This window comes from Pseudomonas sp. FW300-N2F2 (assembly GCF_017351655.1).
In the GTDB taxonomy this organism is placed as follows: Bacteria; Pseudomonadota; Gammaproteobacteria; order Pseudomonadales; family Pseudomonadaceae; genus Aquipseudomonas; species Aquipseudomonas fluorescens_AA.
Map to the genome: position 1 here is coordinate 902919 of NZ_JACNDQ010000002.1, position 13539 is coordinate 916457.

Genomic DNA, 13539 nt, shown 5'->3' on the forward strand with positions numbered 1-13539 from the left:
TGTGATGGGGAAAGGGAATGACCGTGAGAATACGACGTCATGGTTCGGTCCTTGAACAGTGTTGCTAACAGGTTATTTGCGAATAACTGGTTATCTGCAAGGCCGGTACGGTCTTGAGGACCAGTCGTCCGATTTCGATAAAAGTAATGGCACAGTGATATCTAAGAATAGACGAGATTGGGAGATTGTCGAGATCGCCTGACCTGTGGAAATCTCCTGGCGAGGGCGCTCGCCCCCGCTGGGGCGTGGGGCGAGCCTGGTATTGGCACGCCACGAAAACGGACATCTTCTGAAACAGAATCCATGGATTGAGCTAAATTACCCCGCATCGGATTTTCGAACCTGCCATCAGAGTCCCCATGCCGACCCAGCCCCTCTGGAAAACCTATCTCCTGTTCCTGATCCCCATGGTCCTGTCCAACTTCCTGCAGTCCATGTCCGGCACGTTCAACAGCATCTACATCGGCCAGATGCTCGGCACCCAGGCATTGGCGTCGGTGTCGGGCATGTTTCCCATCGTGTTTTTCTTTATCGCTTTGGTGATCGGCCTGGGCGCGGGGGCGGGGGTGTTGATCGGGCAGGCCTACGGCGCCGGCGAAACCGGCACGGTGAAGGCGATTGCCGGTTCGACCTTGTTGCTGGGGGCGATCATTGGCCTGGTGGCGGCGGTGCTTGGCAGTGTCTTTGCTCGTCAGGCGTTGCAAGGGCTGGGCACGCCGGCCGATGTGTTGGAGGACGCCGTTTCCTATGCCCGGGTCATGCTGTGGATCCTGCCGATGCTGCTGGTATTCGTGCTGTTCACCCAACTGCTGCGCGGGGTGAGCGATACGGTGTCACCGATGTTGGCGCTGCTGGTGTCCACCAGTGTCGGGTTGCTGCTCACGCCAGCGTTGATTCGCGGCTGGCTGGGGTTGCCGCAGATGGGCATCCAGAGCGCGGCATGGGCGGGGCTGGCGGGGACGACGTCGGCGATGCTGATGCTGGCGTGGCGCCTGAGTCGCCGCGAGCATGCCCTGGCGCCGGACCGTGCGTTGTTCGCGGCGATGCGTCTGGACAGGGACATCCTCGGCAAGGTGCTGCGCATCGGCCTGCCCACCGGGTTGCAGATGGTGGTGATCTCGTTGTCGGAGTTGGTGATCCTGGCGCTGGTCAATCGCCACGGCTCCCAGGCCACGGCGGCCTACGGCGCGGTGACGCAGATCGTCAACTACGTGCAGTTTCCGGCGCTGTCGATTGCCATCACCGCCTCGATCCTCGGCGCCCAGGCCATCGGTGCCGGCCGCCTGGAACGCCTGGGGCCGATCCTGCGCACGGGGCTTGCATTCAACCTCTGGCTCACCGGTGGGCTGGTGCTCCTGGGCTATCTGTTGTCCCACTGGCTGCTGGGGCTGTTCATCACGGATCCGGCGGCGCGGGTCCAGGCCGAACACTTGCTGCATATCATGCTCTGGAGCTTGCTGGTATTCGGCTTCCAGGCGATCGTCGGCGGCATCATGCGCGCCAGCGGCACGGTGCTGGTGCCGGTCGCCATCTCGATTTTCTGCATCGTCGCCGTGCAAGTGCCGGCCGCGTATCTGCTGGACGCGCACTTCGGGTTGCAAGGGGTGTGGATGGCGTTCCCGGTGGCTTACTTGAGCATGCTGTTGTTGCAGACGCTGTACTACAAGCTGGTCTGGCAGCATCAGCCGATTGAACGGTTGGTGTAATCAACCCACCACCGAACCCTGTGGGAGCGAGCTTGCTCGCGATAGCGGTGGTTCCGCCTGCATCAGTGCTGAATGTACCGGCGCCATCGCGAGCAAGCTCGCTCCCACAAGGGTTCGGTGCCTGGCGATGTTACAGTGGCCGTCATCCGCCACGCCGCCACCGAGGATCCGATGCCTGCCAGTCCTTCACCCAACATCGCCTACCGCGCCTTCCTGTTCGACATGGACGGCACCTTGCTCACCTCCATTGCCGCCGCTGAACGAATCTGGACACGCTGGGCCCTGCGCCACGGCGTGGACGTGGCGACGTTCCTGCCGACGATCCACGGCATGCGCGCCATCGACACCATCGCTCGCCAGCATCTGCCAGGGGTGGATGCCCAGGCCGAGGCCGAGCGGATTACCCGCGAGGAAATCGAAGACGTGGAAGGCGTGGAGGCAGTGAAGGGGGCGGCTGCGTTTCTGCATAGCCTGCCGCCAGAGCGATGGGCAATCGTCACCTCGGCGCCCCTGGCATTGGCCTTGCGGCGTATGGAAGCCGCGGGGATCCCGCGCCCGGCAGTGATGGTCACCGCCGAGGATGTGAATGACGGCAAGCCCAACCCCGCCTGCTATCGCCTGGCGGCCGAACGCCTGCAGGTGACGGCCCGGGAGTGTCTGGTGTTTGAAGACGCCGAGGCGGGTATTCGGGCAGGCGAGGCCGCCGGGGCCGATGTGATGGTGGTGACGGCAACGCACACGCACCCCGTGGTCACCCTTCATCCGCAGATCAAGGATTACCTTCGGCTAGGGATTGAGGTGGATGAGGCCGGCCTGATGCGACTGCCTTCGATTCTATGACCGCAGCGAAACTCCTGTGGGAGCGAGCTTGCTCGCGATAGCGGTGGTTCAGCCTGCATCAATGCTGAATGTACCGACGCCATCGCGAGCAAGCTCGCTCCCACAGTTTTTAAGTCGTTCACCGGCATTGCAGCCACCACAAATCCCCCTGTGGGAGCGAGCTTGCTCGCGATAGCGGTGGTTCAGCTTGCATCAATGCTGGATGTGCCGACGCCATCGCGAGCAGGCTCGCTCCCACAGTTTTTAAGTCGTTCACCGGCATTGCAGCCACCACAAATCCCCCTGTGGGAGCGAGCTTGCTCGCGATAGCGGTGGTTCAGCCTGCATCAATGCTGGATGTGCCGACGCCATCGCGAGCAGGCTCGCTCCCACATTGGATCTGTGGTGTTCAGAGAGGTCAGGTCACCACGCGATAGCACGGCACGTACGCCGCGCCGCCCGGCAGTTTCATGCGGTGTTGGGCGACGAAGGCCTGGAGCAGGCGGTCGAGGGGTTCCATGATGGCGGCGTCGCCGTGGATCTCGTAAGGACCGTGCTCTTCGATCAGGCGGATGCCCTTGTCCTTGACGTTACCGGCCACGATCCCCGAGAACGCCCGGCGCAGGTTGGCGGCCAGTTCGTGGGCGGGCAGGTCGCGGCTCAGGCCCAGGCTGGCCATGTTGGCGTGAGTCGGGTCGAACGGGCGCTGGAAGCCCTCGTCGATCTTCAGCAGCCAATTGAAGTGGAAAGCGTCGTTGCGCTCGCGGCGGAACTGCTTGACCTCCTTGAGCCCCTGGGTCATCTGACGTGCCACTTCGGCCGGGTCGTCAATGATGATCTGGTAGTGCTTCTGCGCGGCCTCGCCCAAGGTTGCACCGACAAACGCATGCAACTGGTCGAGGTACGGCGCGGCGCTTTTCGGCCCGGTGAGCACGACGGGGAAGGGCAGGTCCTGGTTGGCCGGGTGCATCAGGATGCCCAGCAGGTACAGGAACTCTTCCGCCGTACCGGCACCGCCCGGGAAGATGATGATGCCATGGCCGACGCGCACGAAGGCTTCCAGGCGCTTCTCGATGTCCGGCAGGATCACCAGCTCATTGACGATCGGGTTCGGCGCCTCGGCGGCGATGATCCCCGGCTCCGTCAGGCCCAGGTAGCGACCGCCATGGATGCGCTGCTTGGCGTGGGCGATGGTGGCGCCTTTCATCGGGCCTTTCATCACGCCCGGGCCGCAGCCGGTGCAGATGTCCAGGCTGCGCAGGCCCAGTTCGTGGCCGACCTTCTTGGTGTATTTGTATTCTTCGGTGTTGATCGAGTGACCGCCCCAGCACACGACGATTTTCGGCTCCACGCCAGGGCGCAGGGTTCGGGCGTTGCGCAGCAGGTGGAACACGTAGTCGCTGATGCCCTGGGACGAGCTGAGGTCGATGCGCTGGCTGTCCAGTTCGTTCTCGGTGTAGACGATGTCGCGCAGGGCACTGAAGAGCATTTCCCGGGTGCTGGCGATCATTTCGCCGTCGACGAACGCATCGGCTGGCGCGTTCAGCAGCTCCAGGCGTACGCCCCGGTCCTGCTGGTGAATGCGGATCTCGAAGTCCTTGTAGGCTTCCAGGATGGTCTTGGCGTTATCGACATGGGCGCCGGTATTGAGGATGGCCAGGGCGCACTGGCGAAAGAGGGTATAGATACTGCCGGAGCCGGCTTCGCTCAGTTGCTGGACTTCGCGCTGGGACAAGGTCTCCAGGCTGCCCTTGGGGCTTACCGAGGCGTTGATTACATGTCTTTGAGTCATTCAGCTTTCCTTGAAAACGATGCCATGCACACAACGACGGCATCTTGAAAAAAACGTCCACGCCGAAAGATCGCACGATCCTTGCGCTATCGCCATGGACTTCGATCCGGGCCCGGCGAGTCGGCGGCCATACAAAATGAGCTCCAGCATAGCTAAATCGACCGGGCAGGCGATAATGCGTGACTCTTTTGATGCCGTACAAGGAAATTGCGCCGCGATGTTCGAGATCAAACCGTGGGATGGCGACACCTACCGCAGGCAGACCCGCCGCAGCACCCTGATCATCGCGCTGGTGTTCCTGGCCCTGGCGATGCTGCTGTCCAGCCTGGCCGTGATGCTGTTGGGTACGCCGGGAGGTGATAACTTTCGCTTCAACCTCGGCGGGGTGATTGTCGCGGTGTTGGCGATGGCCGTGCTGATGCGCCAGTATTTCTGGTCGCAGCCGTGGATGACCGCCGCGGTATACGGTTGGCAGCTCAAGCGCAGCCTGATGAAAATCACCAACGTGATGCACCAGGTGAAGGCCGGTGTGCAGGCCCAGGACCCCACCGCCATGAAGCTGCTGCGCTTCTATCATCTGGGACTGGCCCAGATGCATCAGCTGGACGCCAACTCCAGCGCCCAGGGCTCACTGGCGCGTGAAGCCGACGCGCACCTGGCGAACATGCAGGCGCTGGGCCTGGACACCGAACAGTCGCGCCTGGACCCAAGCTGGATCGAGATGGTGAAGCAGGCGTACAACGCCGGTTGAGCGGTCAGAGAGTGCCGATGCGGTCCAGCTCGGCTTTCAGGGCTTGGGCGTCCAGTTGGTCGAAGGGTAGGGCGAAGAAGGCCCGGCAGCGGGTTTCGATGCGGTCCAGCGTGCTGTGGAACGCCTGGCCGACCTGATCATCGTTGCCTTTGACCTCCGACGGGTCCGCCAGGCCCCAGTGGCTCTTGAGCGCCGGGCCGAAATACACCGGGCAGGCCTCGTTGGCGGCGTTGTCGCACACCGTGATCACGACGTCCGGCGGGCTGCTTTCGAAAGCGTCGTTGCCCTTGCTGCACAAGCCTTTGATACAGATACCGGCCTCCTGCAAGGTGCTCAGGCTGCGCGGCAGCACTTGGCCCTTGGGAAAGCTGCCGGCGCTGACGGCTTCGAACCCGGCCGGGGCCAGATGGTTGAACATCGCTTCGCTGAGAATGCTGCGGCAGCTATTGGCGGTGCACATGAAGAGGACTTTCATCGATTCGGTTCCGATAGGCGCGGGGTGGGCTGCGCCGGAGTATATGTGGATAGTCGAATATATGAAATTTCATATTTGCTGCGGAGGGAGACAGGTCCTCTCGTTTGAGGACGTCGTTGCTACCGTGGGGGCGGTTGGTCGTTGGCGATAAAGGGAGGGGCAAGCGCCAGGGCGCAGCATGTCTGCGCCCCAACGGTCTTGGAGGTTACGATTTTCTGCCGCCTCCTTGGCTGCGTTCGCTACCTTTGTTACCGGCTCCCATGCCTTTTTGCCGGTCGTTGGCAACGTTGCCGCCCGACGCCTGTCCGCCTTTCTTGCCGGCTTCAGATGCTTTTTCACGATCATTGGCGAAGTTGCCTGGGTTTTTGTTTCCGCTACTGGCCATTTCGATAATCCTCAGTGATTGAGCGAGCAACGTGCCTCGCATTATTTGTGAAGGAAAATGGCCAAGTGAAGTTTAAAAAAAACCGCTTGCTGGCGACGAATGGTCAGCCGCCGGTTGGCTTCCCTTCAGTCCTCGCCGCCGCTGACTTTCCAATGCTTGGCGTCCGTTGGAAAAACCACCTGCTCGACCCGGTGCGCAATGCCAAAGGCCAGGGAGTTTTCCGCTGGGATCACCCGTTCCTCGGCACACAGGCACTTGAAGATATCCAGTTGGGTGGCAGCGCCGGCGGTTTCCTTGACGTAGATCTCCACATACCGCGCCACGTCGTTGTCCAGGCTGGACAGGTACTCACGCAGGCGTGAGTGGTCCACGGACTTCTGACCGAAGTACCAGTTCATCGGATGAATCAGGAACCGCGAGTGCGGGGTGGTAGTGCGGTCGCTGGCGGCCAGGAACATGATGATGCCCATCGACTCGATGTTGCCGGCATTGACCGCACGCACCGGCACTGGAAGGGACTTGATAAAGGTATAGAGCGTAAAGCCGAAGTTGGTGCTGCCGCCGACGGTGGAGAGGTTAAGCATCAGCGAGTCGGCGCCTTTTTCAATGGCTTCCAGGCAATTGTCCCGGAAGCGCTCCGTGGTGCCCTGATCGATCTGGCAGTGGAAATGGACAATGTGTTCGGACATCTGCAACTCCTGTCGATTTCACCCTTTGAAGTACCTGCGGATCGGCTGTGCCGTACAGTTGGGAGTTCGCAGGCCTTCGGATGTTCCTCATCCCTGGTTGGGCGCGGGCGGCCCCATCACATCCTTTTTCTGTTCAGCACGCTTGGGCAGCGTCGGCCATGCGCTGCAAAAATATCGCCAGTGCGGCGTCTTCTTCACTGAGGCCTTTGCGCAGCCGCGGCTTGGGCAATTGCCTCAGGGCACCGAGCAAAAAAGCCTCTACCACTGCAGGATGAATGTAGCACTTGCGACAGACGGTCGGCGTATTGCCCAGTTGCCTGGCAACCTGCCTGACCATCTCGACGACGTGTTTTTTCGCCTCGCTCTCGGTTTCCCACGACAGCAACCGCAGCCCGGCCAGCGCCGCCGCGCTGCCGGCCCAGGTACGGTAATCCTTGGCAGTGAAATCGGCACCGGTGAGGGACTTGAGGTAGGCGTTGACGTCCGAAGAGCTGACGGAGTGACGCTCACCGTTCTCGTCCAGGTACTGGAACAGGTTCTGCCCGGGAATCTCCTGGCAGCGTTTGATGATCCGCGCCAGGCGTCGGTCCTTCACGGTGATCTGGTGCTCGATGCCGCTTTTGCCGCGGAACTGGAAGGCGATGGCGCTGCCGTTGATCTCGACGTGTTTGTCGCGCAGGGTCGTCAGGCCGTAGGAGCGATTGGTGCGGGCGTATTGGGGGTTGCCGACGCGGATCAGGGTGAGGTCGAGCAGGGTGATGACCGTGGCCATGACCTTGTCGCGGCTGAACCCGGGTTTGGCCAGGATGTCCTCCAGGCGTTTGCGCAGGCGCGGCAGGGCACGTCCGAATTCCAGCATCCGCGAATACTTGTCCGCATCGCGCACTTCACGCCAGCGCGCGTGGTAGCGGTACTGCTTGCGCCCGCGGGCGTCGCGCCCGGTGGCCTGGAGATGACCTCGGGGGTCGGTACAGATCCACACATCGGTATAGGCCGGCGGCACCGCCAGGGCATTGATGCGCTGGATCTCGGTCGCGTCGGTGATGCGCTGGCCCTGCGGTTCGAAATAACAGAACTTGCCACGCAATTTCTTGCGGGTAATGCCGGGGGCGGTGTCATCGACATAATGCAGGTCGGCCGGCAGTGCATCCGGCGGCAGGGTGTCGGGCATGAAGAAAGTCCTTGGCAGCGAATCCGGTGGCCTGTGATCGATTGACCGCAGCCCGTTGCGGTCGTGCCAAGATTCTGCGGTTGCCCGCACCCCTTGTGGGAGCGAGCTTGCTCGCGATAGCGGTGCATCAGCTTGTATCAATGTTGGATGTGCCGCCGTCATCGCGAGCAAGCTCGCTCCCACAAAGGGACTACGCCAACACCGCCACTGCCTTGATCTGCGCCCACAACACCAGTCCCGGCTGCAGTTTCAACTGGTCGCGGGAATAGCGGGTGATGCGTGCCAGCAGCGGAGTGCCGGCGGCTTCCAGGCGGACCAGCACATGGGCAGCGTTGTCGGCGGCCTGTTCGCTGACCACGGTGACCGGCAGGCGGTTGAGGATGCTGGTCTGGGCATCGTTCGCCAGGCTGAGGCTGACGTCCCGGGCCTGGACCTTGAAACGCAGCGGCTGGCCGAGGGCCAGTGATGTATGGGCCACGCGTACGTTCAGTTGGCTGTCGGGCAGGTTCAGGGTCAGCAATTGGTACGCCGGGTCATAGCCGCTGACCTTGCCCTCGATCACCACCCCGGCGTCATCCCCCAGGGCCAATGGCAGGTCGAGCCGGGCCAGGGTTTCGCCGATGGGGCCGCTGGCCTGCGCGCGGCCAGCGTCGAGCAGCACGATGTGATCGGCCAGGCGCGCCACTTCGTCCTGGGAATGGCTGACATACAGCACCGGGATGTCCAGCTCATCGTGGAGGCGTTGCAGGTAAGGCAGGATTTCGTTTTTGCGCCGGGTATCGAGGGCCGCCAGCGGCTCATCCATCAGCAGCAGCCGCGGGCTGGTGAGCAGGGCACGGGCGATGCCCACCCGTTGGCGCTCGCCGCCGGAGAGGTTGTGCGGCTGGCGATCAAGCAAGTGCCCGATGCCCAGCAGATCGGTGGCCTGGTCCATGTCCACCCGCCGTTGTGCCGGCGCGATGCGCTTGAGGCCGAACGCCAGGTTGGCCCGCACCGACAGATGGGCGAACAGGCTCGCCTCCTGGAACACATACCCCACCGACCGCTTGTGGGGCGGCACGAACACGCCGTGCTCGTTGTCCTGCCACACTTGGCCGTTGACCTCGATAAAGCCCCGGGCCGGCCGCTCCAACCCGGCAATGCAGCGCAGGCAGGTGGTCTTGCCGGAGCCGGAAGGCCCATACAGGGCCGTCACGCCACGGCCCGGCAGTTGCACATCCAGGTCCAGGGAAAAAGCCCCGTGGTCGAGTTGCAAACGCGCGTTGATCATCGATCAGCTCCAACCGGCACGGGTTCGACGGCTGGAGTACAGCGCCAGCAGCACCAGGAAAGAAAACACCAGCATCGCTGCCGCCAGCCAGTGGGCCTGGGCATATTCCAGGGCTTCGACATGGTCGTAGATCTGTACCGACACCACCCGGGTTTTCTCCGGGATGTTGCCGCCGATCATCAGCACCACGCCGAATTCGCCGACGGTGTGGGCGAAACCCAGAATCGCCGCCGTGATGAAACCAGGACGGGCCAGGGGCAGGATGACGCTGAAAAACGTATCCCAGGGCCCGGCTCGCAGGGTGGCGGCGACTTCCAGGGGGCGACTGCCGATGGCAGCGAAGGCGTTTTGCAACGGCTGCACCACAAACGGCATGGAATAGATCACCGAGCCGATCACCAGCCCGGTAAAGCTGAAGGTGAGGGTGCCCAACCCGAGGGCTTGGGTGAGCTGGCCGATCCAGCCGTTCGGCCCCAATGCCAGCAGCAGATAAAAGCCAATCACCGTTGGCGGCAGCACCAGCGGCAACGCCACCACCGCCCCCACCGGCCCGCGCAGCCAGGAGCGGGTGCGTGACAGCCACAACGCGATGGGCGTGCCGACGAGCAGCAGGATCACCGTGGTCAAGGACGCCAGTTTCAGGGTCAGCCAGATGGCGGCATAGTCGGCGCTGGTCAGGGGCATTTAGCGTTGGTAACCGTAGGCTTGGATGATGGCAGCGGCTTTCGGGCCCTTGAGGTAATCCACCAGGGCCACGGCGGCGGGGTTGTCCCGGCCTTTGGTGAGGATCACCGCGTCCTGTTTGATCGGGTCGTGCAGTTCAGCCGGGACGATCCACGCCGAGCCGCCCGTCACTTTGCCGTCCTTGTACACCTGGGACAAGGCGACGAAGCCCAATTCAGCGTTACCGGTGGAGACGAACTGGTAGGCCTGGGTGATGTTCTGGCCTTCGACGAGCTTGCTTTTGACCTGATCGGTCAAGCCCAGCTTGTCCAGCACCTGGGTCGCGGCCAGGCCATAGGGCGCGGCTTTCGGGTTGGCGATGGACAGGTGTTGGAAGTCGTTGCGCTTGAGGACCTGGCCCTGGTTGTCAACATAACCGTCCTTGGCCGACCACAGCGCCAGGGTGCCGACCGCGTAGGTAAAGCGCGAGCCCTTGACGGTGTCGCCTTCGCTTTCGAGTTTGGCCGGGGTGGTGTCGTCGGCGGCGAGGAAAACCTCGAATGGCGCGCCGTTCTTGATCTGCGTGTAGAACTGGCCGGTGGCGCCGTACGCCGCCACCAGTTTATGCCCGGTGTCTTTTTCGAAATCGGCGGCAATGGCCTGGATCGGCGCAGTGAAATTGGCGGCGACCGCCACCTGCACCTCGGCGGCCTGGGCGGCGCCAATAGTCAGGAACGGGATCAACAGCAACGGCGCGAAGCGGGTGAGGCGCATAGGTGAGGCTCCGTAAGGTCAGGTCGTTATATAGTGGAATATATAGCGAATGGCCGGCAAACGGAACGTGGCATTTTGCCTGGGCAGCTAGGGGCGAGGGCTGGCTCCATCGCGAGCAAGCTCGCTCCCACAGGGGGGCGGAGGTGATTGCGGGATTTATGTTCACCTCGCAACCCTGTGGAACGGGCTTGCTCCCACAGGTCCGGTGGTGTGTCCAGGTTTGCCGGTTGTCCCTATCCCTTGTGGGAGCGAGCTTGCTCGCGATGGCGGCCTGACAGGCGATGACGACCGTCAGGACCGCCCACGGTTGTTGAATCGGGCCAGGGCCTCTTCAGCCAACCGCCGGGTCAGTTCGGCGCTCGACAGCTCGCGGCCCAGGGGAAACGCCTGGCCGGCCCAGAGGTTGCTGAAGTCCGCTTCGCCCTTGGCGCGCAACGGCATCAACGCACCGCCCGCCAGGGGGAATGCCGGCGCGAGCGGGCTCATCGGCCCCACTTCGCGCATCACCCGGTTGACGATGCCCCGGGCCGGGCGGCCGGTGAACAGGTTGGTGACGGCGGTCTGGCTTTCCTTGGCCGTGCGCAGCGCCCGGTGGTGGGACGCGCTGATTTTCGCCTCGGGGGTGAACAGGTAGGCGCTGCCCAGTTGCACCGCCGAGGCCCCCAGGGCGAATGCCGCGACAATCCCGCGCGCATCGCCAATGCCGCCGGCGGCGATCACCGGTACCTTCACCGCATCCACCACCTGCGGCAGCAAGGCAAACAGACCGACCTGGGTGTTGAGGTCGTCGCTGAGGAACATCCCGCGATGCCCGCCGGCTTCATAGCCCATGGCGATGATCGCGTCGCAACCGTGCTGTTCGAGCCAGATGGCTTCCTCGACGGTGGTGGCCGATGAAAGGATTTTCGCACCGGTGGCCTTTACCCGGTCCAGCAGGGATTTTTCCGGCAGGCCAAAGTGGAAACTGACCACCTTGGGACGCATCTCCTCCAACACCCGGCAGGCGGCATCATCGAAGGGCGTGCGGTTGGACACCGGGGTCGGTGCGTCGAAGTCGACGCCCAGTTCCTGATAGTACGGCTTGAGCCGCTGCTTCCAGGTCTCGGCCCGCTGTTCGTCGAAGGCTGGCGCCTGGTGACAGAAAAAATTCACGTTGAACGGCTTGTCGGTCTGTTCGCTGATGGTCGTCAGCGCCTGGCGCAACTGCTCGACATCGAGCATCGCCGCCGGCATCGAACCCAGGCCGCCGGCATTGCAGGTCGCGACCACCATGGCCGGCCCGGTCACCCCGGCCAGCGGCCCCTGGATGATGGGCAGCTCGATACCGAGCAGGTCAAGAAGGCGAGTGTCTGGCCACTGGCTCATGTGCGGGGTCTCCGACGGCAGAAGGAAACAGTGTTTTTAGCAGGTGTGGGCCGGCGAGGGCCAGTCGAGTTTTTCAATCGTGCGCCGCAACTTGATCCCGACGGCGGGAGGGTTACCATGCGGGCTTCAGTTATCAAGGAGCCTGACCCATGGACGTGAAACTCAAGACCGTCGAACCCTTCACCGTGGCCGGTTTGCAGGTGCGCACCCGCAACACCGACGAGCAGCAGCCCGACACGGCCAGGATCGGCCCGATGTGGCAACGGTTCTTCACCGAAGGGCTGTTCGACACGATCCCGGCCAGGCAGTCGGAGTCGTTCGTCTACGGGGTGTATTCCAATTACGAGTCCGACGCCACCGGCCACTTCGACGTGACGGCCGGGGTGCAGGTGGATGCGACCAGCGCAGGCTACCCCGCCGTGGACATCGAGGGCGGGGATTACCTGGTGTTTTCGGCCAAGGGGCCGATGCCCGATTGCGTGATCCAGACCTGGGGCCTGATCTGGGCCTACTTCGCGGATAACCCACAGACGCTGCGCCGCTTCACCACCGATTTCGAGGTCTACGGCAGCCCCGACTCGGTGGCGATCTACATCGGCGTTCAGTCCCCGGCCGAGCGCTCCAGCGCGAGCAACTGACGCTTGCGCTCCACGCCCCAGCGATAGCCCGACAGGTTGCCGTCACTGCGTACCACCCGGTGGCAAGGGATCGCCACCGCCAGGCTGTTGGCGCCGCAGGCCTGGGCCACGGCGCGCACGGCCTTGGGCATGCCGATGCGCTGGGCGATCTCGGCGTAGCTGGCGGTGCTGCCTGCGGGAATGTCCCGCAACGCTTGCCAGACCCGTTCCTGAAAGGCGGTGCCGCGCAGGTCCAGGGGCAGGTCCAGGCCCAGGGCCGGCGCTTCGATGAAGCCCACCACCTGGGCGATCAACTGCTCGAACTCGCGGTCGGCACCGATGAGGTTGGCCCGGCGGAATTTGTCCTGCAGGTCCCGCACCAACGCGTCCGGATCGTCTCCCAGCAGGATCGCGCACACGCCACGCTCGCTTTGCGCCACCAGGATCGCCCCGAGGGAGCATTGGCCGACGGCGAAACGGATGTCGGTGTTCTGCCCGGCGGCGCGGTAGTCGGCGGGTTTCATGCCCAACACTTTGTCGGCCGCTTCATAGAAGCGGCTGTTGGAATTGAAACCGGCGTCGTACAGCGCCTCGGTGATCGTGCCGCCATCGGCCAGGCGTTCGCGCACCTTGCGTGAACGATGGGCGGCGGCGTAACCCTTGGGCGTCAGGCCGGTGACTGCCTTGAAGACCCGATGAAAATGGAAGGGGCTCAAGCCGGCGCTTGCTGCCAGTTCATTCAGGCCTGGCAGTTCCTCGGCCGCCTCGATCTGCCGGCAGGCCGCCGCGACTCGGGCCGCTTGTTGGGCAGCGATCTGGGTCTGGTCCCGGGCCACGCGCTTGCTGGGCCGGTAGCCGGCGGCCTGGGCCTGTTCCGGCGTGTCGAAAAATTCGACGTTGCGCGGGTTGGGCAGCCGCGACAGGCTGCTGGGGTGGCAATAGATGCCGGTGGTTTTCACGCCATAGACGAATTGCCCATCGGCGCGCGGGTCCCGGGCGAGCACGGCGGCCCAGCGGGGATCCAGTTCAGGGGCAAGATTGTTCGAAGTGCTGTTCATGGTC

At 63.4% G+C, this 13539-nt stretch carries 14 protein-coding genes; 4 read left to right on the top strand and 10 right to left on the bottom strand.

The window, feature by feature from the left end; translation table 11 throughout:
* Positions 1 to 359 precede the first annotated feature (359 nt).
* Positions 360 to 1706 (top strand): MATE family efflux transporter, encoded by a 1347-nt coding sequence (locus J4E63_RS18750; RefSeq protein ID WP_092167304.1) that lies wholly within the window; start codon positions 360 to 362, stop codon positions 1704 to 1706.
* A gap of 171 nt (positions 1707 to 1877) precedes the next feature.
* Complete coding sequence (locus tag J4E63_RS18755) at positions 1878 to 2546, top strand: HAD-IA family hydrolase (protein ID WP_207283233.1); 669 nt, start codon at positions 1878 to 1880, stop codon at positions 2544 to 2546.
* 397 nt (positions 2547 to 2943) lie between these two features.
* Here the strand turns inward: J4E63_RS18755 and ppnN are convergent, their stop codons facing one another.
* Positions 2944 to 4317, bottom strand: coding sequence for a nucleotide 5'-monophosphate nucleosidase PpnN (ppnN, locus tag J4E63_RS18760; protein ID WP_025213122.1), 1374 nt, complete (start codon positions 4315 to 4317; stop codon positions 2944 to 2946).
* Between the two features lie 217 nt (positions 4318 to 4534).
* Here ppnN and J4E63_RS18765 point away from each other — a divergent pair, with 217 nt between their 5' ends.
* A complete protein-coding gene (locus J4E63_RS18765; protein ID WP_207282941.1) occupies positions 4535 to 5068 on the top strand; it encodes a DUF3087 family protein in 534 nt (177 codons plus the stop codon).
* A gap of 4 nt (positions 5069 to 5072) precedes the next feature.
* On the opposite strand, the gene J4E63_RS18770 is transcribed toward J4E63_RS18765, so the two are convergent.
* The 8 genes from J4E63_RS18770 to J4E63_RS18805 form a co-directional block, all read right to left on the bottom strand.
* Positions 5073 to 5543, bottom strand: coding sequence for an arsenate reductase ArsC (locus tag J4E63_RS18770; protein WP_192261029.1), 471 nt, complete (start codon positions 5541 to 5543; stop codon positions 5073 to 5075).
* Between the two features lie 205 nt (positions 5544 to 5748).
* The gene (locus J4E63_RS18775) at positions 5749 to 5928 is read right to left on the bottom strand and encodes a general stress protein (RefSeq protein WP_060741657.1); all 180 of its coding nucleotides are present in this window, start codon (positions 5926 to 5928) and stop codon (positions 5749 to 5751) included.
* Between the two features lie 125 nt (positions 5929 to 6053).
* Complete coding sequence (locus J4E63_RS18780; RefSeq protein ID WP_060741658.1) at positions 6054 to 6617, bottom strand: ATP-dependent Clp protease proteolytic subunit; 564 nt, start codon at positions 6615 to 6617, stop codon at positions 6054 to 6056.
* Positions 6618 to 6750: 133 nt separating this feature from the next.
* A complete protein-coding gene (locus J4E63_RS18785) occupies positions 6751 to 7788 on the bottom strand; it encodes a DNA topoisomerase IB (RefSeq protein ID WP_207282942.1) in 1038 nt (345 codons plus the stop codon).
* 190 nt (positions 7789 to 7978) lie between these two features.
* Positions 7979 to 9058 carry a molybdenum ABC transporter ATP-binding protein gene (modC, locus tag J4E63_RS18790; protein WP_207282943.1) on the bottom strand — a complete coding sequence of 360 codons (1080 nt, stop codon included), beginning with the start codon at positions 9056 to 9058 and terminating at the stop codon, positions 7979 to 7981.
* A gap of 3 nt (positions 9059 to 9061) precedes the next feature.
* Complete coding sequence (gene modB, locus J4E63_RS18795) at positions 9062 to 9742, bottom strand: molybdate ABC transporter permease subunit (protein ID WP_060741661.1); 681 nt, start codon at positions 9740 to 9742, stop codon at positions 9062 to 9064.
* Positions 9743 to 10495 (bottom strand): molybdate ABC transporter substrate-binding protein, encoded by a 753-nt coding sequence (gene modA, locus J4E63_RS18800; protein ID WP_207282944.1) that lies wholly within the window; start codon positions 10493 to 10495, stop codon positions 9743 to 9745.
* A 291-nt stretch (positions 10496 to 10786) separates the two neighbouring features.
* A complete protein-coding gene (locus J4E63_RS18805; RefSeq protein ID WP_207282945.1) occupies positions 10787 to 11860 on the bottom strand; it encodes a nitronate monooxygenase family protein in 1074 nt (357 codons plus the stop codon).
* Between the two features lie 149 nt (positions 11861 to 12009).
* Between J4E63_RS18805 and J4E63_RS18810 the strand changes: the two genes are divergently transcribed.
* Positions 12010 to 12498 carry a GyrI-like domain-containing protein gene (locus J4E63_RS18810; RefSeq protein ID WP_192261034.1) on the top strand — a complete coding sequence of 163 codons (489 nt, stop codon included), beginning with the start codon at positions 12010 to 12012 and terminating at the stop codon, positions 12496 to 12498.
* Here the strand turns inward: J4E63_RS18810 and ada are convergent.
* On the bottom strand, positions 12462 to 13535 hold the full coding sequence (ada, locus tag J4E63_RS18815; protein ID WP_060741665.1) for a bifunctional DNA-binding transcriptional regulator/O6-methylguanine-DNA methyltransferase Ada: 1074 nt from the start codon (positions 13533 to 13535) through the stop codon (positions 12462 to 12464). The genes J4E63_RS18810 and ada overlap by 37 nt on opposite strands.
* Between the last annotated feature and the right edge of the window lie 4 nt (positions 13536 to 13539).